The 23,391-nt window shown below is 67.3% G+C and carries 22 protein-coding genes; 1 reads left to right on the top strand and 21 read right to left on the bottom strand.

Going from position 1 to position 23,391, the window contains the following annotated elements; translation table 11 throughout:
* Positions 1–206: 206 nt before the first annotated feature.
* A complete protein-coding gene (locus AB0I35_RS30980; RefSeq protein ID WP_357399863.1) occupies positions 207–869 on the top strand; it encodes a TetR/AcrR family transcriptional regulator in 663 nt (220 codons plus the stop codon).
* Between the two features lie 50 nt (positions 870–919).
* Here the strand turns inward: AB0I35_RS30980 and AB0I35_RS30975 are convergent, their stop codons facing one another.
* The 21 genes from AB0I35_RS30975 to AB0I35_RS30875 all read right to left on the bottom strand — a co-directional run bounded on the left by AB0I35_RS30975 (position 920) and on the right by AB0I35_RS30875 (position 23,379).
* Positions 920–1,750: a hypothetical protein gene (locus AB0I35_RS30975; RefSeq protein WP_357399862.1), complete on the bottom strand. Its 831-nt coding sequence runs from the start codon at positions 1,748–1,750 to the stop codon at positions 920–922.
* A 5-nt stretch (positions 1,751–1,755) separates the two neighbouring features.
* Complete coding sequence (locus AB0I35_RS30970) at positions 1,756–2,415, bottom strand: NAD(P)/FAD-dependent oxidoreductase (RefSeq protein WP_357399861.1); 660 nt, start codon at positions 2,413–2,415, stop codon at positions 1,756–1,758.
* On the bottom strand, positions 2,412–3,332 hold the full coding sequence (locus tag AB0I35_RS30965) for a hypothetical protein (protein WP_357399860.1): 921 nt from the start codon (positions 3,330–3,332) through the stop codon (positions 2,412–2,414). Before AB0I35_RS30965 ends, AB0I35_RS30970 begins: the two co-directional genes overlap by 4 nt.
* A complete protein-coding gene (locus AB0I35_RS30960; RefSeq protein ID WP_357399859.1) occupies positions 3,329–4,264 on the bottom strand; it encodes a hypothetical protein in 936 nt (311 codons plus the stop codon). The genes AB0I35_RS30965 and AB0I35_RS30960 overlap by 4 nt, the downstream gene beginning before the upstream one ends.
* A 384-nt stretch (positions 4,265–4,648) precedes the next feature.
* Complete coding sequence (locus AB0I35_RS30955) at positions 4,649–5,119, bottom strand: hypothetical protein (protein ID WP_357399858.1); 471 nt, start codon at positions 5,117–5,119, stop codon at positions 4,649–4,651.
* A 430-nt stretch (positions 5,120–5,549) separates the two neighbouring features.
* On the bottom strand, positions 5,550–6,410 hold the full coding sequence (locus AB0I35_RS30950) for a hypothetical protein (protein ID WP_357399857.1): 861 nt from the start codon (positions 6,408–6,410) through the stop codon (positions 5,550–5,552).
* The gene (locus AB0I35_RS30945; protein ID WP_357399856.1) at positions 6,407–7,249 is read right to left on the bottom strand and encodes a DUF4913 domain-containing protein; all 843 of its coding nucleotides are present in this window, start codon (positions 7,247–7,249) and stop codon (positions 6,407–6,409) included. The genes AB0I35_RS30950 and AB0I35_RS30945 overlap by 4 nt, the downstream gene beginning before the upstream one ends.
* The gene (locus AB0I35_RS30940) at positions 7,246–9,084 is read right to left on the bottom strand and encodes a TraM recognition domain-containing protein (RefSeq protein ID WP_357399855.1); all 1,839 of its coding nucleotides are present in this window, start codon (positions 9,082–9,084) and stop codon (positions 7,246–7,248) included. The genes AB0I35_RS30945 and AB0I35_RS30940 overlap by 4 nt, the downstream gene beginning before the upstream one ends.
* Positions 9,085–9,159: 75 nt before the next feature.
* Positions 9,160–10,401, bottom strand: coding sequence for a hypothetical protein (locus tag AB0I35_RS30935; RefSeq protein WP_357399854.1), 1,242 nt, complete (start codon positions 10,399–10,401; stop codon positions 9,160–9,162).
* Between the two features lie 212 nt (positions 10,402–10,613).
* On the bottom strand, positions 10,614–11,543 hold the full coding sequence (locus tag AB0I35_RS30930; protein ID WP_357399853.1) for a hypothetical protein: 930 nt from the start codon (positions 11,541–11,543) through the stop codon (positions 10,614–10,616).
* Between the two features lie 32 nt (positions 11,544–11,575).
* On the bottom strand, positions 11,576–12,514 hold the full coding sequence (locus tag AB0I35_RS30925) for a hypothetical protein (protein WP_357399852.1): 939 nt from the start codon (positions 12,512–12,514) through the stop codon (positions 11,576–11,578).
* 73 nt (positions 12,515–12,587) lie between these two features.
* Entirely contained in the window at positions 12,588–13,487 is a 900-nt protein-coding gene (locus AB0I35_RS30920) for a hypothetical protein (protein WP_357399851.1), read from the bottom strand.
* Positions 13,459–14,487, bottom strand: coding sequence for a hypothetical protein (locus tag AB0I35_RS30915; RefSeq protein WP_357399850.1), 1,029 nt, complete (start codon positions 14,485–14,487; stop codon positions 13,459–13,461). Before AB0I35_RS30915 ends, AB0I35_RS30920 begins: the two co-directional genes overlap by 29 nt.
* Positions 14,487–14,810 (bottom strand): hypothetical protein, encoded by a 324-nt coding sequence (locus AB0I35_RS30910; RefSeq protein WP_357399849.1) that lies wholly within the window; start codon positions 14,808–14,810, stop codon positions 14,487–14,489. Before AB0I35_RS30910 ends, AB0I35_RS30915 begins: the two co-directional genes overlap by 1 nt.
* 212 nt (positions 14,811–15,022) lie before the next feature.
* Entirely contained in the window at positions 15,023–15,676 is a 654-nt protein-coding gene (locus AB0I35_RS30905; protein ID WP_357399848.1) for a hypothetical protein, read from the bottom strand.
* Between the two features lie 25 nt (positions 15,677–15,701).
* Positions 15,702–16,613 carry a hypothetical protein gene (locus tag AB0I35_RS30900; RefSeq protein ID WP_357399847.1) on the bottom strand — a complete coding sequence of 304 codons (912 nt, stop codon included), beginning with the start codon at positions 16,611–16,613 and terminating at the stop codon, positions 15,702–15,704.
* Positions 16,606–17,175, bottom strand: a complete 570-nt coding sequence (locus tag AB0I35_RS30895) for a hypothetical protein (protein WP_357399846.1) — start codon at positions 17,173–17,175, stop codon at positions 16,606–16,608. Before AB0I35_RS30895 ends, AB0I35_RS30900 begins: the two co-directional genes overlap by 8 nt.
* A 7-nt stretch (positions 17,176–17,182) precedes the next feature.
* Positions 17,183–18,655 carry a M23 family metallopeptidase gene (locus AB0I35_RS30890; RefSeq protein WP_357399845.1) on the bottom strand — a complete coding sequence of 491 codons (1,473 nt, stop codon included), beginning with the start codon at positions 18,653–18,655 and terminating at the stop codon, positions 17,183–17,185.
* Positions 18,656–18,899: 244 nt separating this feature from the next.
* Entirely contained in the window at positions 18,900–20,528 is a 1,629-nt protein-coding gene (locus AB0I35_RS30885; RefSeq protein ID WP_357399844.1) for a hypothetical protein, read from the bottom strand.
* Positions 20,529–20,623: 95 nt separating this feature from the next.
* Positions 20,624–22,096, bottom strand: coding sequence for an SCO6880 family protein (locus AB0I35_RS30880; protein WP_357399843.1), 1,473 nt, complete (start codon positions 22,094–22,096; stop codon positions 20,624–20,626).
* Positions 22,093–23,379: a hypothetical protein gene (locus tag AB0I35_RS30875; RefSeq protein ID WP_357399842.1), complete on the bottom strand. Its 1,287-nt coding sequence runs from the start codon at positions 23,377–23,379 to the stop codon at positions 22,093–22,095. The genes AB0I35_RS30880 and AB0I35_RS30875 overlap by 4 nt, the downstream gene beginning before the upstream one ends.
* Positions 23,380–23,391 lie beyond the last annotated feature (12 nt).

The following is a 23,391-nucleotide window of genomic DNA, read 5'->3' as shown; positions in this document are numbered from 1 at the left end:
CGTGTTGGCGGTGCGGGCAGCGCGGAACAACATGTCCTGCGCCGCCGCGTCGAGCGCCAGTAGATCGGTCGATGTCGCCGTCATGAAACCTCCGCGGCTCGAGTTATTTAGACTAGTCAGTCCAGCACATTAAATAGTAGATAGACTGGCTCGTCCACCCCTACTGTTAGTGGTCCAAGTCACTCGCCAAGAAAGGCGCACAGGACATGCCGTCATCGGCCATACGATCGAATGGGTCCAGTGGCCGTCCGCACGGCGGCGACCCGGGCAAGCGCCGAGCCATCCTCGACGCCGCGATCGACACATTCCTGCGCGACGGCTACGAGCGGGCAACCCTCGACGTGATCGCCGAACGAGCCGGCGTGGCAAAACAAACCGCCTACAACCACTTCGGCGACAAACAAACCCTGTTCCTGGCCGCCGTGGACGACGAACGTCGCCGAGTTGCCGCGAATTTCGACGCAGATATCACCGGGTCGGACAAGGCCGACGACCTTGACGCCACCACCGCCCTCGTCGAGATCGGCCACCTCGTGCTGCGGGTCCTGCTCGACGAACGAGCTTCTGCGCTGCGCCGCCTGGTCATCAGCGAGGTCGCCCGCATCCCATCCTTGCGCCCTGCGTGTGCGGACGGCGAACCGAAACAACTGGTCACGCAGATCGCCGATCTGCTACGTGGCCGAAGTGAGCGCGGCGAGCTCGATGTCGAGGACCCGGCGATGACCGCCCGGCAGTTCGTTTCCCTCCTCGTCCAGCAGGGCCTGCACGCCTCGACGTACGGCATGATCCCACTTCGTGCTGCCGACGCCGCAACGATCTGCACCGAAGCCGCCGATCTCATCGTCCGCGCCTGCCGCCCGCACAGTTGATCCGAACTGAGGGGCCGCATGCGGCGAAGTGGCGGGTCGAATGTCCGCACTCAGCCGACCAACCGGTGCTGTCCTGAGACGCCAGCCTCAACAACGACCTCGGCAAAAGCTTCGGCCGGGTTAGCCAGCTCCAGCCGTCTACCGAGCTCACGGACGGTGCCTGGCCATGGGTTGGTGATCTGGCCGTCGGGACGTTTGAACCAGGACTGCACGCCGCGCGGCCAGACCGTCTGGGCCAGCTCGGTGTCCAGGCGTTGCTGGTATGTCGTCATGGCCGCGGGGGTGACCTCGATCGGAGACCCGAGTCGAGCGGAAAGCTCCAGGCACCGCAGGATGTAGCGGGCCTGGTGTTGCTTGACCGAGGGATTGCTGTTCGACGGAGTGAACGAGTGCGGCCCAGCGATCATGTAGAGATTCGGAAAGCCGGGTACCGCGAGTCCGTAGAAGGCGGTCGGTCGGCCTCGGGGCCGCCACTGCTCGTGCAAGTCTCTTTTGTCGCGTCCCCGGATCCGCACCCCGGCAAAGAATTCCGGGGCCCGGAATCCGGTGGCCCATACGATGACGTCGGCGTGGCGTACGGTGCCGTCGACCGTGCGGATTCCGTCCGGGCTGAGCCGGTCGATGGGGTCGGTGACCAGTTCGACGTGCGGCAGGGTCAGTGCCGGGAAGTAGCCGTTGTCGAGCAGGATCCGTTTCTCCCCGACCCGGTAGTGCGGTGTGAGTTTCGCGCGTAGCTCGCGGTCGCGCACGTGTCGTCGAAGGTGGATCCACGCGACGAGTTCGGCGGGCCGTGCCGACCACCCCGCGCGCATGATCGGTGCGAGGAGCAGGTCAGCGGCGTGGTAGATCCCTGCCCGGTAAAGGTCGTGCAGGCCGGGCACATGCGTCAGCGCCCACCTTGAGATCGGACCGAACGCGGTGGCGGGCTTTGGCAGGACCCACGCCGGGTGCGCTGATACACGGTGACTCCGGCCGCGGTTCGAGCGAGTTCGGGAATCATCTGTGCCGCTGAGGAACCGGTGCCCACGACTGCGATCTGCCCGCTCAGATCGGCGGTGTGGTCCCACCGTGCGGAATGGAACGCAGGCCCGGCGAAGGTCTCCGCCCCTGGCATGCGAGGAATCGCGGGTCGATGCAATTGGCCCAGCGCCCACACGACCGCGCGGGTGCGGATCAGCTCACCGCTGCTCGTGGTCAGGGTCCAGGTCCGGTCGGTGTCGCTGTAGTCGGCAGCCACCACCGCGGTGTTGCAGCGTAGGTGTGGTCGCAGGCCGTTGCGGTCGGTGACCTCGCGCATGTAGGTCAAGATCGACTGCTGATCCGGGTAACGGACCCGGGCGTCGCGGTAGGGGTCGAAGGCGAACGAATACAGGTGCGCTGGCACGTCGCAGGAACAGCCCGGATAGGTGTTCTCTCGCCATACCCCGCCGACCTCGATTCCTTCTTCGAGGATCAGGAAGTCCTCGACGGCAGCGCGTTTCAATTCTGCGGCCATGGTGAGTCCGCCGAATCCTGCCCCGACGACGACCACCGTGTGCGTAGTCATGGCCGCGCCTGGTCGCTCATCGACCGGGTAGCGGTGGACCTGGGCGGGTTCGGCCAGCTGGTCCATCGTTGCCACCATTGCAGGTAGTCCGGGGCGGCCATCGGTGCGTCGAAGACGTCCAGGCCGATAGCGAACCCGTCGACCAACTCGCCCAGGTGTGCGCCCACGTGTTGCCGGTGGCTGTGCAGTTCGCGGTGAACCTGTCGGGCGCGCCGGGGTGTCATCTGCCGGTGGGCGGCGAACCAGGTTCCTCGGCGCAGAATTCGTTCGAGCGTGTAGACCGCGGTCGCGGATTCGAGCAGGCTTCGAGCGGTGTCGTCGGCGGCGGTGGTCGCGGCGGTCCACAGCGCGGTTGCCGCGAGTCGTTCGCTGGTGGCGGAGGCGAGTTCGATGGCGGCGGTGTCGCGATCGAGTGCGGTCCCGGCCGGGGTGATGTCGTCGCGTCGTAGTCCGGCCGCGATGGTGGTCGCTCTGTCGGTGAGCATCCGGATGTGCCAGGGCAGATGCGAGGGGGCGGCCGGCAGCGCCAAGGTGGTGATGTCGAGGGAGGTGAGTTGTCCGGCTTGTTTCCACAGCAGCTGTGATTCGCCTTCGGCGGTGATCATTCCTTCGGTGTTGCCGATCCAGTCCTGGATCCAGTTGGTGCGCAACGATCCTTGGGCGCCGCTGCGCTGTCGGCAGGTCAGCAGGACCTCGTGCGCGGTGTAGGCCAGCAGCGGTTTGACCAGCATCGACCACACACCGATGAGCGGGTCACCCGCCGGTGCGGCCACGGCCATGTCCTGCACGCGGCGCCCGAGCACGCTGGTGGCGTAGGTGGCTGCCAGCGCCGAGACCAGGTCGCGGCGGACCGTGCCACGCTCAGCCATCAGGGTCCGGCCACCGGGTCGGCGTTGCCGGGCGTAATTGACCGTCACCGCCAACCCCGCCCGCGCACCGGCGCGGACGCACCAGCCAGATCGAGTCGCCCCTGTCCTAGGGTCGTGATCGCTCGGTGGAATCGTGCCCGCACCGGCACCGTCGACACCATCCCGCCCGCGCCCATCACGGCCCATGTCCCGCCGAGCAACCCCTCAGCGGGGACGAAGACTTTGTCGAATTGGATCAGTGCGTGATCCATTGGCGCCCATCCCTTATCGGGCAGAGTGGCGACACGCAAGCCGGGTGCGAGCCCTTGATCTGTGCGCAACCTCAGGAGCAGGGGCAGGACACCTTCGTCACTGCCGCCGATGATCAAGCGGGCGGTGACCACGCCGATCTTGGGCGTTGTCGGGTCGGCGATGTTGGGCATGAATTTCCAGCTGGCCGGGGCAGGTGAGGCGAGCCAGAGCCCACCCCGGATCGCATCCCAGGTCGCGGTCGTTTGCTGGTCGGCGCCGTTGGTGCCTCCGAGTTCGGTCAACAGCAACACTCCGACCGCCTGACCGGTGTCGAGTTCGGCGAGTAAGTCACGTTGGTAGGCAGCGCCGTTGCCCAGGGCGCTGATAGCGCCGATCGACAGGTCGAGGTGACCGGTCAGCACTGGCAGCAGGTGCGGGGCGTAGATCGCGGCCTGTTCGCATAGGATCCCGCGCAGCCGGGTGTCGGCCGCGATCGCGGTCGCTGATCCGCCCAGCCCCGCAATGGTTGCACGGAGCAAATCAGGTGCCAGTCTCGCTTCGGCCGGGTAGGTGAAACCTGTGCGGGGTCGGTCGCCGAGTCCGGCGAGGACGGCCTGAACTCGCTGGTGTATGCCGGGATCGGTGCCGAGAACCGCAGTGCGCAAGGACTCGACGGTCGAGGGTGCAGAACTCGGCAGGCCCGCACTGTTGTCGCGGGCGTGGGTGGATCGTCGATCAACGGTAGTCATGGCACAGCTCTCCAAAGGTCGGTATCTGCTCTGCGGGTGGGGCCGCCACGCAGAGGCGGGTCTTCGATGTCGGGGATGGCGCTGATTCGCGAGCGGTGCGGTCAGCGTCGACCGCTGTGCTCCGCTGCGGGCAGGGCGGTCCACGGCAAGGTGTCGGGTGCGGTGATCGCGGTCGCCTCGTCGAGGGCGGTTTTGGTGTGCTGGGCGGCCTATTCACGCCGTGAACACCGTGGTGGCCTTCGGCAATTGCCGGACCTTGATCGCGCATCGCCGATCTCGGGAGGTCGGTTCGGTCGGTGCGCGGACAGCAGGTCGTCGCCCGCCACCGATGGCTCGGCGATTGTGTGGTGTGCGTGGTCGTCTCGTGGTTGAGCCGACGGCGCCTCACAGTTCAGGCCCTGGCATGAGGGAACGATCCGTCGGTGGCCCGATCGGCCGGTCGGCTGCGTGGTTGTCGGGTGCTGTTGCCGTGGACGGCAGTGCGAGGTGGACTGCGATTTCGATCTTCTGCCCGGCCGATGAGGGATCATCTGCTGCGGTCATCTCGTTCAATTGCAGGTGGGTGCGAGTGATCAGTTCCTGGACGGTGGGCGGCATCGGCAGGCCGGGTTCCGCACCGGCGGGTGGGGTGGTGGTGCGGCGCAGGCTGGCCAGCGACGAGCGGACGCTCGCCGCGACCGCGGGTGTGGCCAGGTCGCGCCAGAGCGCGGTCAGGTCGTCAACGGCGAGCTGTTGGTGGGTGGCGAGGCGTTCCGCGAGGTGGGCATCGGTCACCGTCGTGCTGCGCTCGCGTTGGGCTGGGCTCATGTTGATCGCGGCGGCGGTGTGAATGATGCGGGTGCGGATCGCGAACATGTTTTGCCGAAGCTGTTGCGCCACAGCAGGTTCGGGTTCGGACTCGATCTCAGCTGTTGCAGATACTGGTTGCGCAGCACCGACACTGTGGTCATGTCGACGAGCCGGGTGGTGTCGGCGACGACTCTGCCGTAGCCGCGGCGGGGCACGTTGTTCTTCGGCGGGTCCCGCAGCACTGTGGTCGGTTGCCACGCCCGGTTCGCGTGCCCGTATTCACGGGCTTGGGTGATCCACACCGCCGGTATCGCCCTGCTGGCTGCGACTATCTCGGCGATGCTGCGGTCATGTTCGAGCCGCACCAGTTCGGGGGCATACGGCTGGTTTCGACGGAGCGTACCGGCGCGGCGAGCCAGGTCATGGATGTCTTTGAGTGCTTCGGCCTGCGGGGCCGGTAGTTCCGAGACCAGACGCGGCTGCGATGACGGGCGGCTCATGGCTCGATCCCGGGATAGTTGGTTTGCGGGTCGCTGAATACCGGCTGGGTGGCCCACCCGTCGTTGTCGAGATCGTGGTCGCGGGCCCCGGTCGCGCCGATGGCGGCGTCGATCTGCCCACCGGGAGCGTGGGAGAACAACCCGATCACCCGAAGGTGGTTGTCGCCGAGAACGTCAAGCACTGCGCTCGGCTCTGGGGGTGCGATCCTCAAATCAGGCTCGATCCCGGCCTCGGCCAAGGCAGTTGCCTGTACAGCGCAACTGCTGATGTCAGTGGCCGCGATTGCCCGCCACTGCTGGGCGAGTTGAGCTTGGGTCAACCCCGCCGTCGCGGTGGCGGCGGTTTGGATCCACGTGTCCTGAGGCCACCACTGTCGGGCTTCCTCGGCCCCGACCCCGAGCAGGACGCCAATCTGGGCAGAACGCCGCCACAGCGTGTTGAGTATGTCGTCGACGCTGGCACTGCCGGAGTCCTGTGCCGCTGCAATAGGTCGGTAGGCGGCGTGGATCCCGGTGAACCGAGCCAATCGGTCGATATCGGCTCGCAGGTTGTCGATCAGCGCCTCACGATCGACCGGCGCGGCGCGGCGCAGGAACAGGTTGGTGTTCCACCGGATGCCTTTGGTGCCGCGTCCGCGGGCCTGATCGACCCATTCGGCTGGCACCCCACCGGCGATGGCAGCGGCGCCGAGTTCGCTGTGCACCATCGCCCTGGCCTGGAAATCCTGTGTCCACGCGGGGGTCGGCTCGCTGCCGCTGGCGCGCTGGGTGTTCAGGAGCTTTTGGGAGTCGGCGGCCTGATTCTGCAGTGCCTTGAGGACCCGCTGGTGGAGTGCGGTCGCATGCTTGATGCTCATTGCCGCTCACCTCCTCCGCCGTAGGCCCGGAAGTCCGGACCGAAGCCGAGGCAGTGGACCGGCGTCGAGGACCCCGGGGTGCCGAACCAATTCGGAGGAACCGGTTCACCGCCCAGTCCTGGGCTGTCGATGTGCTGGTCGGGTGTGCAGCGGTGCAGTGGTCCGTTGGCGGCGTCGAGGATGTGCCGGAATTGTGGGTCGATGTGGCGGACGAACAGTGCGCTCATCGCTTGTTTGTCGTCGGCTTTGATCGCGGCTTCGAAGCAGGCGTGCAGCCCGGCGAAGCGGATGGCCACGCCTTGGTGGCGCCACCATTGTCGGCACCAGGTGTGTTGGCCTTCGCGGTTGTTCGCGGCGATCTTGACCGATACCACCGGCAACAACCAGTGTTCGACGAACGCGCTGTAGTGGTCGAACTTCTTCGGCGGTTTGTCATCATCGACGGTGGCGGGGGTGGTGCCGAACCAACCGGGTGGGACAGGGTCGAACGGTAACGACGGTGTGGCCTGGTGATGGGTGCGAGTGCACCGGTGCAGGGGCCCGTTTGCGGCGTCGAGGATCAGGTTGACGTGAGGGTCGAAATGGCTGAGTAGGAAGGTGCTCAGGCTCGATCCGGCTTTGGCGCGGCGCATGGCCTCGAACGCGGTGTGCAGGTGGGCGACCCTGACTGCGACCGGTCGGTGAGCCCACCACTGTGAGCACCAGGTGTAGGTGTTCTCCCGGTTCGCTTGCGCCAGGCGGACGCTGATCGTCGGCAACATCCACGCGGTAGCGAAATCGGTAAAGTGAACGAACTGCGGTGGCATCGGCGCCGCCGCGGGCGGTGACGGGCTGGTCACGGCTGTTCCTCCCCTATCGTCGAAGGATCGGCTTTGACCAGCGACACCCGGCCGGTGTCGAACCGTTGCATCGAGGTGCGCACCAGCGGCGCGTGCTCGCTGTCGAACCAGGGGATTTTCCGGACGACGACGGGGCCGTGGCCGGGAAGACGCACCAGGGCGCGGTCTTTGGGGAGGGCGGCGAGCATGGCGACGTCGAGGATGGGTTCGGCGCGCCAGGACAGGCTGCGTTGGATCCCGCCGGGGGTGTAGGTGCGGGAACGATCGGACACATCGTGTTGCCCGGCCATCGCCGCCCAATGCTCCAAATAGTCGCGCGAGGCGATGGACCCGCCGTAGACCTCGATCGACTGGGCCATCATCGTCTTCAAACCGTTGACCCCCCACAGGTTTTCGCCCTGCTCGAGAACCTGGAGGATCGTCATGAGGATGATTCCGCACCCTGCCGCGTAGGTGTAGTACGACGGCAGTTCACTGATCCGGGCGCAGTTGGCGGCCTCGTCGAGCACACACAACAGCGGTACCGCCAGCCGCCCGTCCGGGCGGGCCCGAGCCGCGGTCAGCGCGGCTTCCAGGACTTGCCCGACCAAGGCGGCGGTCAACGGGGTGGCACCATCGGGACCGGTCATCGACAGCGGGTACAGGGTGTCGTTGGAGGTGACGAACGCGGTCGGGTCGAACTCCGGCAACAGATGGGTGCGTGGTTGCTCGGTGGACTCGATCAGGACCCCGTTGCGGATCGAAGCCACCTTGCCCGACCGATCCTGTTGCGCTGTACCAGGTTTGGTGGTGGTTTCGCTGACCTGGAACAGTTTCCGGACCGGCGGTGTGACCATCTGGGCGTACCCGGAATCCGACAGCACGTTGAGGAACCTTCGTGCCATGTCGTAGAGACCGTCGCGTTGGCGAGCGTAGAGGCCTTGGCATTCGACGATCCGGGCGGCGGGGCGGTCGTGCCCGTAGTGACGCAGGATCAACGCCGGGGTCGGGTCCTGGTCACGGCCGAGCCATTCCGCGACATGATGCAGGTCCCCGCCCGCGCACGCGGCAGCGAAAATGCACAGGGCGAACAATTCTTGGGCGCCGCCGTCGAAGTAGGCGTCGGTTTTCGCGTTCGCGATCTCGTTCGCCGAACCGGCCGAACCTGAGACGAAGAACCCGGCGAGTTTGCGCGCCGCGGGTAGGCCGGTGACTTGGTTGAACAGGTTCACCCAGAACCCGCACACGACCTGCCCGGTCACCGCTTGCAGGTCGCACACCCACACCCGCCCGACCTGCTCGCGCCCGTAGACAGTGTGCCGATACAGGTCGGGTTTGTTCGAGGTGGCCAGGCACGGCCCCCACGCCGAGAGCACCGCCGGGATCGCCCACGCCACCGTCTTGCCAGTCCGCTGACCAGCTGTCACGGTGACACCGAGTTCCGCGGGAACATGCAGGGCTACATCGCCGATGACCGTGCGCCCCAACAAAGGGCCCGGATTAGCTCGCACCTCGGGTGGAGCGTGGGCGAGGAGCCGTTGGTTGTCGGCGAGGTTGTCGACGGCGCGCGCGATGCGGATCTTGCTTGGCGGTTGCATGGTCCGCGCCGCCGCATCGACCTCCCCGCCGCTGGTGAACGATCGGGCCCCGCGGACCGCGCCAGCCCCGGTCATGCAGAGCAGGACAACTGCGATCGGGGTTGCTTGCCAGGGCCATCGCTTGTCTCCGGCGACGACCGATAGCAGGCCCAAGAACGGGTTCCACGACATCGGCTGCCCGGCGCTCCAGCTGCCGAGTTTCAGTGCCACCCACAGCACGAACACGACCGCGAGCAGTGCCAGCAGGACCAACAGCATGCTGGCTTCCTCACCCAGTCCGGACTTGGTGCGACGGCGGGTTTCTCGGGGAGAGAACATAATTGACCTGGCCTTTCAGAAATGGGGGTCGACACCGGGCGCGTAGCGAGGCGCGTCGATGACACCGGTGAGTTCCGGGCTCGCCCAGTCGGCGGCGTGGTCGGCATCGGGCAGAGCGGCCTCGACCGCACTGGAGATCACTGCCCCATTGGGCGGGGCAGTGCTGGAGTTCAGGTGGTGTGTGGTCTCCGCGCCGGCGGCGAGCGCGAGCGCGGGTGGGTGGCCGGGAACGAGACCGAGTTGGACGTGCAGGGTGCCGAGTTCGGCTACAGCGGTATCGCGTTCGCCCAGGACGTGCTCAAGTTGGGCCAGCCGCGGCGCCCCGGGCTGCTGCGACCAGTAGTACCCGGCGAGACCTGCCTGGTAGGCGCCGGTGATCTCGTCGTGGTCTGCCCCGGCGAGCGCGGCGGCGCGGCGTGCGTCCCGTGCGCCGTCCATCAACCGCTCCAGCTGGTCGATTCGAACCTGACCACCTTCGGGTGATGCGTCGAATTCGGTTGCCAGCCGGGCATGTTGAGCGGCCAGGTCTTGGACCCGGCGCACGGCAGCGATCTGGGCGGGTAGCTGATCGATGGTGGCGGTGACGTCGGGGGCCGGGGCGTAGCGCTGCGTGGCCGGCAGCAGGGCGGTGATTTCATCCTCGCCGGTGTCGAGATCACCGAGGGCTTCCTCGGCCGCGAGGACCTCGTCGGAGTCGTTGATGATCGCCTCGACCTCGGCCATGCTCAGCTCAACTGCGGCTCGCCCGCCCAACGCGCGGTCGACCAAGCTGTCCGAGCGTGATTTCTCGGCGCCGGGATCGCGGACCACGCTCAGGTGGCGAGGTCGCCAGCGAGCGCCGTCTTGGGCCGACCGATCGTTGACCGGTTCGAGGTGTCCGGTCAGTTCCGCGGCTTGCCGTTGCGTACGAACAGCGTCCAGGTCGATATCGGGGTCACCGTCGATGAACGCTTGCTGGAGCCTGCCGAACTCGACGCGCGCGGCTTCAGGGTTGGCCCTCCAGGCCTCGACCGCGCTGGCCAGGTGGTGCCACAACCATTGATGCTCCGGTGAGGCGTCTTGTTGCCACTGCCGGGCGAGGGCGTGCGCGCGAGCCTTGTACTCGACGACCTGAGCCGGGGTTTCCCCGTAGTCGGCGATCTCACGTAGCTGGTGATGGGTGGCGAAGTCGGCGCGGAGTTGGGCTTCGACGCTGTCGGCGGCGTCGCGGTAGTAGGCGGGGTTGGTGAAGTTCGTTCCTTGGGTCTCCCAGCTCATCGCGTGCTCCCGGACACGCCAGGCCGCGGTGATGGGAGTTGAGAGACGGATGGTGGTTGTTCGCGGAGACGGTGGGGCATCGTGCTTCCTCGGATCGAGAAAACGTCACACCCTCAACAGGGCGTGGTGAGGTCCCAGCGGTTCAGGTTCGGTCGTCTCGGTCCAGTTCCCCCTGGCCGTAACGCCGACAATTCACGAATCGTGCTGCTGTTTTAAAGGTCTGGTCCGTTGTCGATGCCGATTTGACCGGCGGACCCGGGGACGGGGTCCGGGTCGGTTTCCCAGGTCCACGCGGTGTCCTCACCGAGGGCGGCGTCGACGACGGCGGTGATCGCGGTACTCTCAGCGGCCAGATCGGTCGGTTCGGCTTGGCGGATGGCGGTGTCGACGAACTGGGATCGCAGTGCGCTGGTCGCGTCGGCGAGCATCTTGCGTGGTGTCGGCGGGGCGACCTGGGTGGTGTCGGTGGGAGTGCCGGTGTCGGGATCTCGCGGAACATACGGCGGCACCGCCAACGCCGGATCGGCGCGGGCATAGCCGTTCCAGGCTTGGGCCAGGGTTTGCTCGGTGTAGGCAGCGAAGGTCACCGCATGCACGCGGCGGATCCCTTCCACACTCGCCCCCCACAAGCTCTCACCCTCGGCCGGTGTCAGACGGGCCGCGGCGGCGAGCACCGTCACGCGGGTATGCAGTGCCGCCATGTTGTCGGCGAACTGCGCCACCTCGATCGGGTTGGTGTCGAAAGTCCATCTCCCGGTGGCGATTCGATCCATGCGGGCCGCTTCCAGGCCGGCCATACGTTCCATAGTCCACAGGTCGAGCTCGAGCATGTCGAGGTAGAACTCCTGGGCTTGATCCGCGCGGGCGGGATGCTGGCGCACCACCCGGGGCTCGGGCGGCGCACCTCGCCAGCCCAGTTCGCGGGCATCGACGACCCAACCCGGGTCGACCCCACCCAACAGCGCCGCGTACTCGGCCTGCTCACGCTGCACGGTGAGCAGTTCGAGCCGCTCGTTCCACACCTGCTCGCTGTCACCAGAAGTCCCGTCGTCGAACATGGGCGGACCGGCATCGCTGATCTTCCGGTGTAGGGCAGCCAATTCCTGGATCCGGCGCAGGATGCGGCCTTGCCACTGGCTCACCGACTCCTCAGGGCCCCGAGCGCTGCTGGTCATCACCACACCCCCTGATCCACACCCGGTCCCGATCCGCGATCAGGCGGGTGAGGTTGCACATCGGGGTCGGGCTCCCACCGTGCCCCTGGTAGGGCGCCGGTCGCCTCGACTGCTGTGCCGATACCGTGCCCGGCGTGCGGGCCCAGTTCGTCGGCCACGCCGACTGCGGCCAGGGCTTGTTCGGCACGCTGGGCGAACTCCCAGGGTGTGGGCGGGCCGAGGTCGGCGACGGTCGTGGTCGCGAGGTTGTCGAAGGTCCGCGAGACGTCGGCTTCGATCCCTTTCCACGACATCTCCGCGAACCGTTGCCGCAGTTCGGTATCGGTATAGGAGGCCGCGGTCAGCTCCGCCAACCTCTGCCACGCGTGGTGATCGCGGCCCCAGAGCTGCTCGGCTTCACCCGGGTCGAGGTCGATCAGCGCCGCGGTCCCGGTCGCCCGACGCCACAGCGCGGCCATGTTGTCGTGGAGTTGGCGTTCCCCCGGCTCGTTGTCCTGCACCGCGCCGGTGTGGACGCGATGCAGGTATTCCGCGCGGACCAGGGCGGTGTGTTCGAGTCGCCACACGTCCTCGGCGAGCTGGTCGAGCAGGTACAGGCGTGTGGCATCGGTCCCCGGCGGGGCCATCGGGAGCAGTGCCGTCTCCGGGGTATCACCCCAGCGCGCTCCCCTGGCGCCGGTTTCGGTGGCGTAGTCGATCATCCGTTGCGGGATTTCGCGGGCGTGGGCGTGTAACTCGATCTCACTGCGCTCGTCCTGCAACGCCCGCAGATTGGTGCGCCATGCCTCGAGCTGAACGTTGGGACCGCTGGCGGGTGAGTATTGCGGAAAGCTGTGAAACAGGGTGCGGTAGTGGTCGTAGCTCGAGTTCTGGATTCGTTCGAGCAGGCGCAGCTGCCACGAGGGCAGATCCTCGGCACCCGCTAACGGATGGCTCACTTGTTTCTCCTATCCTGGTGAATCACTGCGTATTCGAGGTTTCGAGTGATGCGGAAGTGGCGTGCGGGTCTGTTCACGGTCCGGGGCCCATGTCGGGCCCGGCGTTCCGATCCGGGTGGGGTGCGGACGGGGTGTCGGTGGGTCCGAATTCGGTGTGGGAGTCGGTGCCGGTGGCCTCGATCGCGGCGTCGATGCCGACGCCGCCGACTTCCCGCTTCATGGGGTCGGGCCCGAGCGCGGCTGCGGCCAGCTCGACCATCCGATCCGGCAGGACCGGGAGCTGGCGGTTGATGTCGTCGGGAGTGATGCCGGCGGCTTGGAGCACCATCACCGGCATCGACACCGTGGCGAAATCGGTCTCGACGACCGCCCGCCACCGCGCCGACAACTGCTCGCGGTCCAGCCTCGTCACGGTGTGGGCGACGTGCTCGGTCCATGGGCTGCCGGTCGGCTCCCACGCGTGTTGTTGTTCGACCGAACTCAGGCCCAGGGCGTGCCCGACGGCGCCGACGCGTTGCCAGCTCAACCCCATCACCCGCCGAAACGCGGCGAACCCGCCACGCGACAGTGTTCCCTGCCGCGCGACAGCGGCCCCGACTCCGGCCATCGTCTGCAGTTGCGCGATCGCGCGCCGGTGCCCGCGCAGCAGGGTGTCGCGGTCGATGGCTTCGGTGCTCAACAACGGCTGGCCGGCCTGCCAGCGGTGTCCGCGTTCCCCGCAGGCGCGGGTGTAGTCGATCACCGACTGCGGCACCCCGACCGAGGTCGCGATGGCTTCCAGGTTTTCCCGGGTGCGCCGTCCGATATCCAGATGTGCCAGCACCATCGGCGATAGATCCTTGTTGTCGCCGGTGCGGGATTGCTCGATCAGGTGCTGGTTGTCGCTGGCCAGGTTCTGCACGGCCTTGAGCAGCTTGGCCTGGACCGGGTTCGGGGCGAACATCTCACCGGCCCCGTCCCATAACGGGACCACCGCGCCAGATTTCGACCTCGGTGCCTGTGGCGCGGCCGGAGGGTGGTTCTGCTCCCCCACTGGTCACCCCAGGGTCGCCGGTGGTGTGGTCGATGTCGTGGACCGCTGTCGCCGACACGGCTGTCTCGATCCATTCACCGTCCTCGACGATCTCCGCGTCGATGATCTGCTGCTCGGCGTCGGGGCCCGTGGTGGGCGCGAGATAGCTTGCGAGATGGGCGAACTCGTGATCGAGATGTGCGTTGATAGTGAGATCGGCGGCGAGCCCTGCCATGTCATCGAGGTTCTGCCGCCCGTTGTCGGACGCACGCGCCCTTGCGTCGGAGATGAATCCGTCGGGGTCGAGGCCGGTGTCGTTGATGAACCGCTCTTCGTAGGCTCGGCTCGCGGCCTCGGCGTCCGGAGACAGGTCGCGCGTAGCGTCAGCGGCGGAGAACTGGGCCGTCGCGGCCTTGGCGGCGCCGGTTCGTTCATCGGAATAGTGCAACGAGTCGGTGAACCCGGCCGCGCGGCGGCGGATCTCGATCATCAGCTCCTTGAGCTCGACCTCGAGCTTGTGCAACTCCACCTCGCGGGCTTCACGATTGGTGTAGCCGGCGATGCGTGCCGCATGTACCTCCTTGCCTTGCTCCCGGGACAGCTCACCGTCAAGTTCACGGCGCGCCAGATCTGTTTCAGCCCTCAAGATTTGGCCTTCCTTGTGCCGGAGGTCGACCTCGGTGATCTTGGCCGCGTTGTCGATGCGGGCGCGGACCTCCTCGATCTTGACCACGCTCAGCGCTCGCTCTGCCCCGAGGTTGCCGAGCCGGGCCTCGTGCTCGAGCCACGACCGCTGGTTCTTGGCCGCTTCGATCGCGAGTCGCTGCTCGGACTCCGCGCGAGAGCGCGATTCCCCACCCCTGCTCCGGAACAGGGCGTTGGTGGTATGGGCGGTCTGCAACGCCTGCAGGAACCCCTGGCGGACCGCTTGCCCGCCTTCTTCGACCGGATCCCCGTTCATCACAACACCCGCATTTCGGCGACCAGCCATGCGCCCTGCGCGCGCGAGCGAGTCGATCGCGCGGACACCGAGAACACGATCGGTGTCCGGCCGACCGGGATGAGGGTCACCGAGAACACCCGGCTCGACGAGGTCGCGGTATCGGGGACAGGAGTATCGCCGGCCAGAGAGATATCGGTGCGCAGCAGCACCCGGTACCGGACCCAGTCGTGCCACACCTCAGGTGTGATCGGTGCCCACAGCGATTCCCCGATCCGGGCGTCGGTCGAATACGCAGCCCACATCAGCGCTCGCGCGGCCTCGAACGTCGAACGTGCGTCCACCCCGGAAACCGGATCCAGCCGATACAGCGTAGTCACCGCGGCCTGGAGAACCGCGGGTGCCGAACAGGGCGCGATCTCGGTGAATGGTGGTGGAAACGGGTCCGCGCGGCAGTCTGGTTCGACCACCGGTGCATGAGCGGACGAGCACCCACTCACCGCCGTGGTGATCGCTGTCAACACGATGAGGGCAAGGCTGATGAACAAGGCGGGTTTCATGACGCGGCGTCCCAGACCTCGCGCAGGTCGACGGTGCGCCAACGGATTTGGTCGGGCCAGGTGCATTGCTCGGCAGCGGGGTTACGCACCGGGACGGTCGCGATGTCGAGGACTAAGCTGGCGGTGGTGGCGATGCTGTGGAGCCGGTCGAAGTCCAGGCCGCGACTGCGCGCCAGGTTCAGCCGCAAGACACCGGCGTCGCCACCCCATTCAGCCAGCGCGTGCGCGGCCACCTCGATCGCCTTCTCCGCCGAGATGGTGGCGGCCTCGACACCATCGACGATGTCGGCATCGAAGGATTCGTGCCAGATCATGCGACCGGCGGCGCCGCACACGGTGAACGCCTCGAGGGTCGCCGCCGACCACACCGTCAGTGCCGGGCCGGTCGCGGCCTTGCGCACGAGGTTGGCACCTGATGTGGCCCACAGGATTTCGGACTGGCGCAGACCGTCGTAATCGATACCGGCGACATCCAGCAACGCCTGGACGTATCGGGCCGACAACTCATCCGTGGTGAAGCCGTATTCGGTTGCGAGGCTGTCGAATTCGTCGGTGATGGCGAATGTGCGTAGTTCGGCTGCCCGGGCGCGGACCATCTCTTCCGGAGTGATCGGTGTGGTCGGGCCGCAGGTATTGGGGTGGGTGGTCATCGGGGGTCTCCTCGAAGCAAGCGGGTCAGAAATCTGGTTCGACGTGGCGGTGTGCGTCCCCGCTGGGTGGGGGTAGGTCGAAGAGGTCGCCGTCGTCGATGCCGTAGCCGTTGTCGATACCGGTGGCGGCGATCGCGGCACCGATCCCGGCGCCAGGGTCGGGCTCGCCAGAGGCGGTGTGCCAGGCGGTTTCGGCGGCCCTTTCGAGCAGGTGCGGGGCGGGGGGCAGTTGATGGGGTGCACTGTCGGCGAGGTCGATGCCGACCATGCGCATCGCCGCGACCCGGATCCGTCCTTCCCGCACCCGGCCCACGTGAGTGAGCTCGCGCCATTGACGGCCCTGATCGGGCATCGACTGCTGCGCGATCTGGGCCAGGCGTGCCTGCCAATCGGTGGTATCGGTAGGCCACCAACCGTGGGTTTCGGCCTCGGAGACGTTGAGGACGGTGGCGACCATCGCGACCCGCAACCACTGCGCCTGCAGATGCTCGGCCAGCTTCGCTGCGGCCGGCACGGTCACCTGACCGCGATCGCGGCGGACCGGGCCCACCGCGGCCAGCGTCGAGAGCGTGTCGGCTTGGTGGTGGAGCTGGGCGATCAGATTCGATCGCGCGACCGGACGGCGAGGTGGGAGCGTGTAGGTTCCGGCGGCTTTGCGTCCTTCCTGGCCTGCTTGGCGGGCATGATCGATCCAGTTGGACGGCACGCCGATCGCTACGGCCTGCTCGTGGAGGACCCGCCCGGCGATCGACAGATTTCGGAAGGTGTGGATGCGGCTGTGCGGTTCCCGAGCCAGCAGCATCAGGTCCATGGTGACGTTCTGGATCGCCGCCGCCATCCGCCGATGCACCAGCATCGACCCGATGCCGACCAGGTCGTTGCCCGGCGGCATCGTCCGTGCCGGGCTGGTGGTTTCGGGTCGTGTGGTGTCAACCATGGCCGGTCACCGAGTTGATGCGGTAGCTCGACATCCGCCACCCCTGCGGGGTTTCTGTCACAGTGACGGTCACATGCAACCGCCGGTACACCGTGGTGGACCCGTCGCGGTGGAGCACTCTCTGGATCACCGTCGCCCCGACTGTCGCACCGAGTCCGTCGGTGTCGGTGTCGGCTTGCTCGGTGTCGACCACAGCGGTGACGATGTCGTCGCTGTCGCGCCACCCGGCCCACTCCGGCAGCGGTGCCACACCGTTCGCGGGGTCGGCGCCGGCCGCAGCGGCCAGGGCGCCGGTCAACCACGGTGCGGCGCGCGTCAGCCCGGCACCGGGGCCGGGATCGGTCCTAGGCTGCCAGGAGAACATGGCTGCCAATCCCATCTGGGTGACCGTCGGAGCATCGGCGCCTTCTGGCTGCGGGCCCTCCACGTGGGTTGCCTCGGGGGTGTGGGTATCGGGGGCGGGCCCGGGGTCCCCGGCGCCACCGACCAGTACGGTGACGAGCACGATCACGACGGCCGCGACACCGACGGTCACAGCACCCAGAGACAAACGGTTGGCCATGGTGTCCTCAGCTCATCGTCGTCGACATCTGGGTGGCCGTCGCGAGAATGTTGGCCACATACGGACGGGTCTGAACTTCGTAATCCGGTGAGCCCGTCGGAAATCCGCCCGAACGCAGCACGGCGTACTCACCGGCGTTGTAGCCCGCGAGGTAGAGCTCAGCGGGCCCGTTGGGGGCCACGACCCTGCCCTCACGAATCCAGGCATCGACCTTGTCGGCGATTCCGCACATGTAGCGGGCTTGGCCGATGATCGCGTCGCCGTCGTCCCACACCGATGCCACACCGTTGCCGTCGGCGTCGATCACATAAGGTCGCCCGTCGGTGGCGAGCGCGGTTGCGGTGCCGGGCAGGAATTGGGCCAACCCTTGCGCACCGGATGAGGAGGTCAACCCCCGCTGGAACCCGGATTCTTGTTTGCCCTGGGCCGCCAGCAGCGGCGCACCGATCTGCGGGCACAGGGTCCCACCGAGCTGATACCACACCGCGAGATCGGCCGGAACCGTCCTGGACTCCAGCTCGGTCTCACCGATCGTCGGACCGCATTCAGTGAGGGGCGCGGCGTCGGCGGGATTCGTGGCCACCGGACCGATCGGGGCGCCGTCGGGATATCCGCCGCCCAGCGTGGTGACGTGGACATGGTCCTGGTGATTCGCGGTGGCTCCGCCCCGGTCCTCCATCACGTTGGACTCGCCGGTGGCCGAGCGGTAGGTCTGGCGCCAGATCAGGTAGTCGATACGCAGGGCGGCCGCGTTGGTGAGGACGAAGTCAGCGACCCGGTCCCCTAAGGCTTTGCCCTGCCCAGATGTCGGGTCTGGGATCATGATGTCGATCGCCCGACCACTCGGGTGGTCCGGCAGATCGTCCTCGCGGTGCCCGTCGATATCGCGTACCTGCGGAAACTGCGCAACGATGGTGCGCGCCAACCGGATCGTGTCGACCTGCAAACCACGCTCGGACCCGATCGCCGCGGGCATCGGCGCCAACTCGGTCTGCCCCGCGGTACCGGCCTCGAGCACCGTGGGAACACCCGGCGTCGTCGACGGGGCGCCGGTCGATGAGACCGAGCTGGTCGACCCGCTCTGCAGCCAGGGCATCGGGTCGATGGCAACGCCGCCGAATCGTCCTCCGCCGGTCCATATTTCGAGGTGCAGATGCGCCCCGTCGGGTCCCGCCGGGACGGTGTGACCGTTGTAGCCGACCCCGGCGATCAGCTGCCCGACACGCACGCTCTGGCCTTGTTCGACGTAGACGTCCTCGGCGAACATGTGCCCGTAGACCGAGGACACGATCTCGCCGCCGATGTTGTGATCGATGACCACCCAGATCCCGAACCCGCTGGCCGCTCCCACCCGCGCCACGACACCGTCCGCGACCGCGTAGATCGGTGTCTTCGGCGCGGCGGCGAAGTCCTGGCCTTGATGCTGTGTGCCCCAACGCATTCCGAAACCCGAGGTCAGGGTGTAGGTTCCCTCAGCCATCGGCATCGCCCGCCCAACACCAGCCGATGGCGCCTGGCTCACCGCGGTGGACGGTGCACAGTCCTGCTCCTGTGCACTGCCGGCGAAAAGCAACAGCACCACCAGCATCAGGACCACACCTGCGACCGCGGCCGCTGCCCTCGCGGCGCCACTCATCGCGCCACCACCCGGTGAGAGCGCGTGGCGCAGGCAACACGGGAGCACCGATAGGTGGCGAGGTCGCTGCGAATCGTCGGATCGGTACTCATCGCGGGTTCACCGACCCGCCGGAGGTTTGGCCGAGGTTGTCGAAGCGGCGGTTGGTGTTGTGGATCTCGGAGGCACGTTCGGTGGGGGTGAACACCATCCGGAACGGGATGCCGGGCTGGTCGGCTTCGCCGGTCTTGAGCAGGTAACACCCAGTGCCCGGCGGTATTTCGCGCCGAGAAGTGTCGAGGTCGTCATCGCTGGGAGGGCGCGGCGCCGCCCAAGAAGTGACCAGCAATTTCTCGGTGTCGGTCATCCCCGCCACCGCGGCAATCCGGTTGGCTTCTTCGGGACCGACAGGGCCGATGATCTTCGCCCGTGCTCGTTCGAAGAACCCGAGCGCTTTCGCTTGCGCTGCAGGAGAATCGAAGGCGGCGAGGTCTTTGATGGTGTGCGAGCACATGATCAACCCGGTCGCCAGACCGCGATTGAGCCGGGTCAGCGCGTCGACGCGGTCGACCATGAATTCCCCGACGCCGAGCACCCGCCAGATCTCGTCCATCACGACCTCGAACGTCCGCGTCGGCGCCAAGCCCGCGTCGGCGAGGGCATGCGCGGCGGCGACCGCACCAAAACCATCGGACCAGCAGGTCATCAGGACCGCGGCCAGCAGTTTCGTGTCGCCTTCGGGGATTCGGGAGATGTCGATGCAGATAGCGGGACTCGACAGATCCAGGCGGGTCGAGGTGGGGCCGTTGAAGATTGCCCCGAACGGGCCTTCTACCAGAGCGCGCATCGATCGGCGTAGCGGTTTCGTCGCGGCCCGGTAGGAGAGGTCGTCGTCTTCTTCGGCGAACGCGCGCAGCCGCTCACCTCCTGCCGAGATCACCGCCAGGAGGTCTTCCAGCAGCGGTGGATTCTGGTGGGTGAAGCCACCGGTCGGGCTGTAGAGCTCGCGCAGACCGGCGGCGAGCAGCACTTCCTCGTAGTCTTCGACCCGGGCGCCGCGCACGAGCTCGATCAGCCCGGCGACGATGTTGATCTGCCCGGCCTCGACCCGCGCCATCACCTGGCGGCGCTGATCGGCATCGGGGAGCGCGGCGATGACAGCCCCGAGGGCGCCGACATCGAGCGGGTTGACGGTGCCGTGGCCGTAGCCGACGTCGACGACCTGCCCGTCGAGGCGCTCGACCAAATCTCGGTATTCGCCTTTGGTGTCGCCCATGCACAGCACGGTCTCCCCCGCCGCCACCGCTCCCGTCATGATGCGCCGGATCAACGAGGACTTGCCGAACCCGTTGAGCGCCAACACGAACGCGATCGGCGCGGTGATGAACCCCCGCAGAAACCACGACATCGGGTCGAAATGCACCGGGGCGCCGGTGATGTAGTGACTGCCGACCGGAACCCCCGCGGTCGGGGCGCTCGCCCCGACGCAGAACGGCCACAACCCGGCCACCTGCACGGTCGTGGCCCGCCACTCCGGGGTACGCGGCACCACCGATGCGCGACCACCCCCGGGCCCGGCGTAGCCACGGTCGGTCGATACCGGCGCGACCAGGTCGAACCCGTCCCCAGCGGTACCGTCGCGCCGCCGTGCCGCGGTCGCGCGGCGATGGTCGTCACTGGACAGCAGCATCCGTGCCCGCCAACCCCGCAGACCGGCATGGGTTGCCGTGCTCTCCACTTCCGCACGGCGGGTTTTACTCAGAACCCTGATTCCCTCGACGACTTCCGTCCTCGCGGGCTTCCCCCGGCCACGCGACCCGTTCGCGTGCCCGTTCATCCCGAGACCCGTTCGGAGATAGAGGCGTGTTCCGGCAGGATCAGCCCGATCCCGAGCGAGGCGGCGAAACCGGCGGCTTGATAGCCGTAGCAGCGGCGCACAGTCAACCGGGACGCCGCCGCCATCCCTTTGACCGAGGCCTCGATGCCGGGCAGATCCGCGTCGAGGTGATCGGTCACCGTCACCAGCACCCCGAACCGGGTCAACCCCGCCCCGCGGGCTTGCTCTTCCCGGGCGGCGGAGGTGTTGCCGACCCGGATGCGGGCCGCCGCGGAAGAGATGCCGCGTTCGGTCTGTTCGGCGGCGACCGCGTCACGGAAGTCCGAATCCACCAACGATGTCGCTTCCGCGGCCGAATGCAGGCGGTAAACGATCGCGACCCGTTTACGCGGGAGATCCGGGCGCGGACGGAGCAGTTCCTCGAGGACGGTTTCCATCACCGCTCCACGTGGCGCACCGTCCATTTCCCAGGTGATCGAGCGGGCCCCGTCATGGACGTAGTGATCCCACCGGTCCTGATGGGCCAGCGGGCCGACCGAGTCCCACGACTGCGACTCCACGATCCGCGCCCCCGCCGCCTCCACATCACGCTGCGAAGCAAGGTCGAACCGGCTACGCACCAACCCCAGCACCTCCCACCCCTGCAAAGGTGTGGCGGGCAGACCTGCGCGGGCGAGCTGGGACAACACCGACTGCAGTCGTTGCCCGATCTCACGAGCCTGCTCGGCCTGATCGCGGCGGATACGCCCTTTGCCGATCGCCCGGTAAGTGATCGCCACACGCGCTTCGATCCGCACCCCCACCCCGCCGCTGTCTGCGGCGGCTTCGGCCATCACGGCTTTGGCGAATTCGGGGGCGTTCGGGCGGATCAGGCGGGTGACTTCGCGGGTTTGCTTCAGTCGGGTTTCGACGGTGTTGTCGAGCACCGCGGTGACCGCGACGACTTCTCCGCCGCGGCTTTGCGAGGCCAGGAATTGGCCGTATCCCTCTACCCAGGAATCGATTTGGGCCTGGTCGACGAGCTCCTTGCCACGCGGGATCACCCGCACGATCACCGTGTAGTGATCGCTACGCCGGATATGCAGCATCGCGAACCGCTTCCCACCCGGCGTCTCGTACTCGGTCAAACGCGAATCAGCCAGCAAACCAGGCAATTTCGCCAAACCCGGCAACCGGGAGAACCGCCCCGACCGGTAGGTCAGCTCACCGCGAGACCGCGCGCGGGCGAACTGAACCCGCAACAGCAACAGTTCCCACCCGGTGCGCCCGTTGCGGGTCACCGCCAGCGGGACGAACACCACCGCCGCCCCGGCCAGGACGACCCCGGCAACTTCGAGGGAGCGGGTGATCATGAACGACACCATCACCGTGATCACCAGGGCCAGTCCGAGTAAGGAGACACCCCACGTCAATCCGAAGAAGCCTGCCGAGCGCGGCTGCTCCCACCGCCCATACATCCGTGCGCTCATCGGCGAACCTCCCCAGGACCGAGCGAATCCGGATCCATCTGGGGCGATTCCGGGACAGAGCGTTCAGTGGCCGAAGCCGTGCCTTGCACCGCGCCGACGGCGAGCTGAGCACCCATCGACACCGCCGACGAACCCGTCCCCGTTCCCTCGGGTGCTGCGGCGTTGCCCCCACCACCGGCGCGAGAAACCGAAGCACCTCCCTTGCCCGAACCACCGCCGACCGGCGGTGCGGGTGAAGCCGCGTTGCCGCCCGAGCCGGATGGTGTCCCTCCAGGCGGGGTGCCGGAATTGGGCGACATCGGGCGCGCCCCTTCGGCCCCACCCGGCGGGGACGAAGGACCTCCTGAGCTCGGCGGGCTCGACGACGAGCCGGAGTTCTCCGCCTCCGACATTCGTCGGGCCTGTGATCCCCCGCTGCCGACCGCCGACATCGCGATGCCCGCGCCGGCTCCGGCCAATGCCGCTGACGCTCCACCGCCGCCGCCGAGGGTGGCCACTGCCGGTGCGATCAAGCGGATCAGCGCTGGAAGCACGATCACGCTCATCAACATCAAGATCATCCCCAGCAGGACCATCTGAGGGTCTGGCTCGTCGCCCCCTCCGGTCACTGTGAACGCGATGGCGTAGACCAACGCGCCCACTGGCTTCCACAGCACGAACGCCAGCGACCACGCCACCAGCCGTTTGTAGGCTTGCGAACCGGGCCCGGTGCCCGATGCTGCTGCCGCCATCGGAATCACCGCGACAACAACGACCAGAAGGGCCTGGCGAATCACCAGCATGACGAGCTGAACCAGCAGGCTGACCAGGCCGAGAACGCCGAGAACGAGCAGGATCCCAGAGCCGAGATTGCCTGTGATCCGTGGGTCGGCGATGCGACCGACAGCGGTATCCAGGTCGCCGCGTGCGGCGTCGAAGACGACCCAGGAGGCGAACTCGTCTCCGGCCGTGGTCGCGACGGTGATCAGTACGCCGAAGGTCATCGCCCCGAACGTGGCACGTGCCAACATCAGGAAGCTCTCCTGCGCTTCCCCCGCCGCGGCACCTCGCTTGGCCAATGCCAGCCGCGCGGCGGCGAACATGATTCCGGCGGTGAGTAGCACCACCTGCAGCCCGCTGGTGTATTCACGAATCTGCCCGAGTACTGGCGCGGGTTGTCCTTGGGAGGTAGTCAGTTCCGGTGACGGGAAGGTCGTCCACCACGCCATCACCAACCGCAACCCGCTTACCAGACTGTCGATGAGATCGGCAGCGATGCTGCCGATCACCGAGTCGCTCGCCACCTCAGCCACCTC

The organism is Nocardia sp. NPDC050378 (genome assembly GCF_040655675.1).
GTDB classification, from domain to species: domain Bacteria; phylum Actinomycetota; class Actinomycetes; order Mycobacteriales; family Mycobacteriaceae; genus Nocardia; species Nocardia coubleae.
Note: the sequence above shows the minus strand (reverse complement) of the source record. Positions and strands in the feature narration are given on the sequence as shown.

Bases quoted from the DNA above. Each gene is read 5' to 3' on its own strand.
- AB0I35_RS30980 (WP_357399863.1), top strand. From the start codon at position 207: ATGCCGTCATCGGCCATACGATCGAATGGGTCCAGTGGCCGTCCGCAC.
- AB0I35_RS30970 (WP_357399861.1), bottom strand. From the start codon at position 2,415: ATGACTACGCACACGGTGGTCGTCGTCGGGGCAGGATTCGGCGGACTC.
- AB0I35_RS30960 (WP_357399859.1), bottom strand. From the start codon at position 4,264: ATGACTACCGTTGATCGACGATCCACCCACGCCCGCGACAACAGTGCG.
- AB0I35_RS30955 (WP_357399858.1), bottom strand. From the start codon at position 5,119: ATGTTCGCGATCCGCACCCGCATCATTCACACCGCCGCCGCGATCAAC.
- AB0I35_RS30950 (WP_357399857.1), bottom strand. From the start codon at position 6,410: ATGAGCATCAAGCATGCGACCGCACTCCACCAGCGGGTCCTCAAGGCA.
- AB0I35_RS30940 (WP_357399855.1), bottom strand. From the start codon at position 9,084: ATGCTGTTGGTCCTGCTGGCACTGCTCGCGGTCGTGTTCGTGCTGTGG.
- AB0I35_RS30935 (WP_357399854.1), bottom strand. From the start codon at position 10,401: ATGAGCTGGGAGACCCAAGGAACGAACTTCACCAACCCCGCCTACTAC.
- AB0I35_RS30915 (WP_357399850.1), bottom strand. From the start codon at position 14,487: ATGAACGGGGATCCGGTCGAAGAAGGCGGGCAAGCGGTCCGCCAGGGG.
- AB0I35_RS30905 (WP_357399848.1), bottom strand. From the start codon at position 15,676: ATGACCACCCACCCCAATACCTGCGGCCCGACCACACCGATCACTCCG.
- AB0I35_RS30900 (WP_357399847.1), bottom strand. From the start codon at position 16,613: ATGGTTGACACCACACGACCCGAAACCACCAGCCCGGCACGGACGATG.
- AB0I35_RS30895 (WP_357399846.1), bottom strand. From the start codon at position 17,175: ATGGCCAACCGTTTGTCTCTGGGTGCTGTGACCGTCGGTGTCGCGGCC.
- AB0I35_RS30890 (WP_357399845.1), bottom strand. From the start codon at position 18,655: ATGGCTGAGGGAACCTACACCCTGACCTCGGGTTTCGGAATGCGTTGG.
- AB0I35_RS30880 (WP_357399843.1), bottom strand. From the start codon at position 22,096: ATGAGCGCACGGATGTATGGGCGGTGGGAGCAGCCGCGCTCGGCAGGC.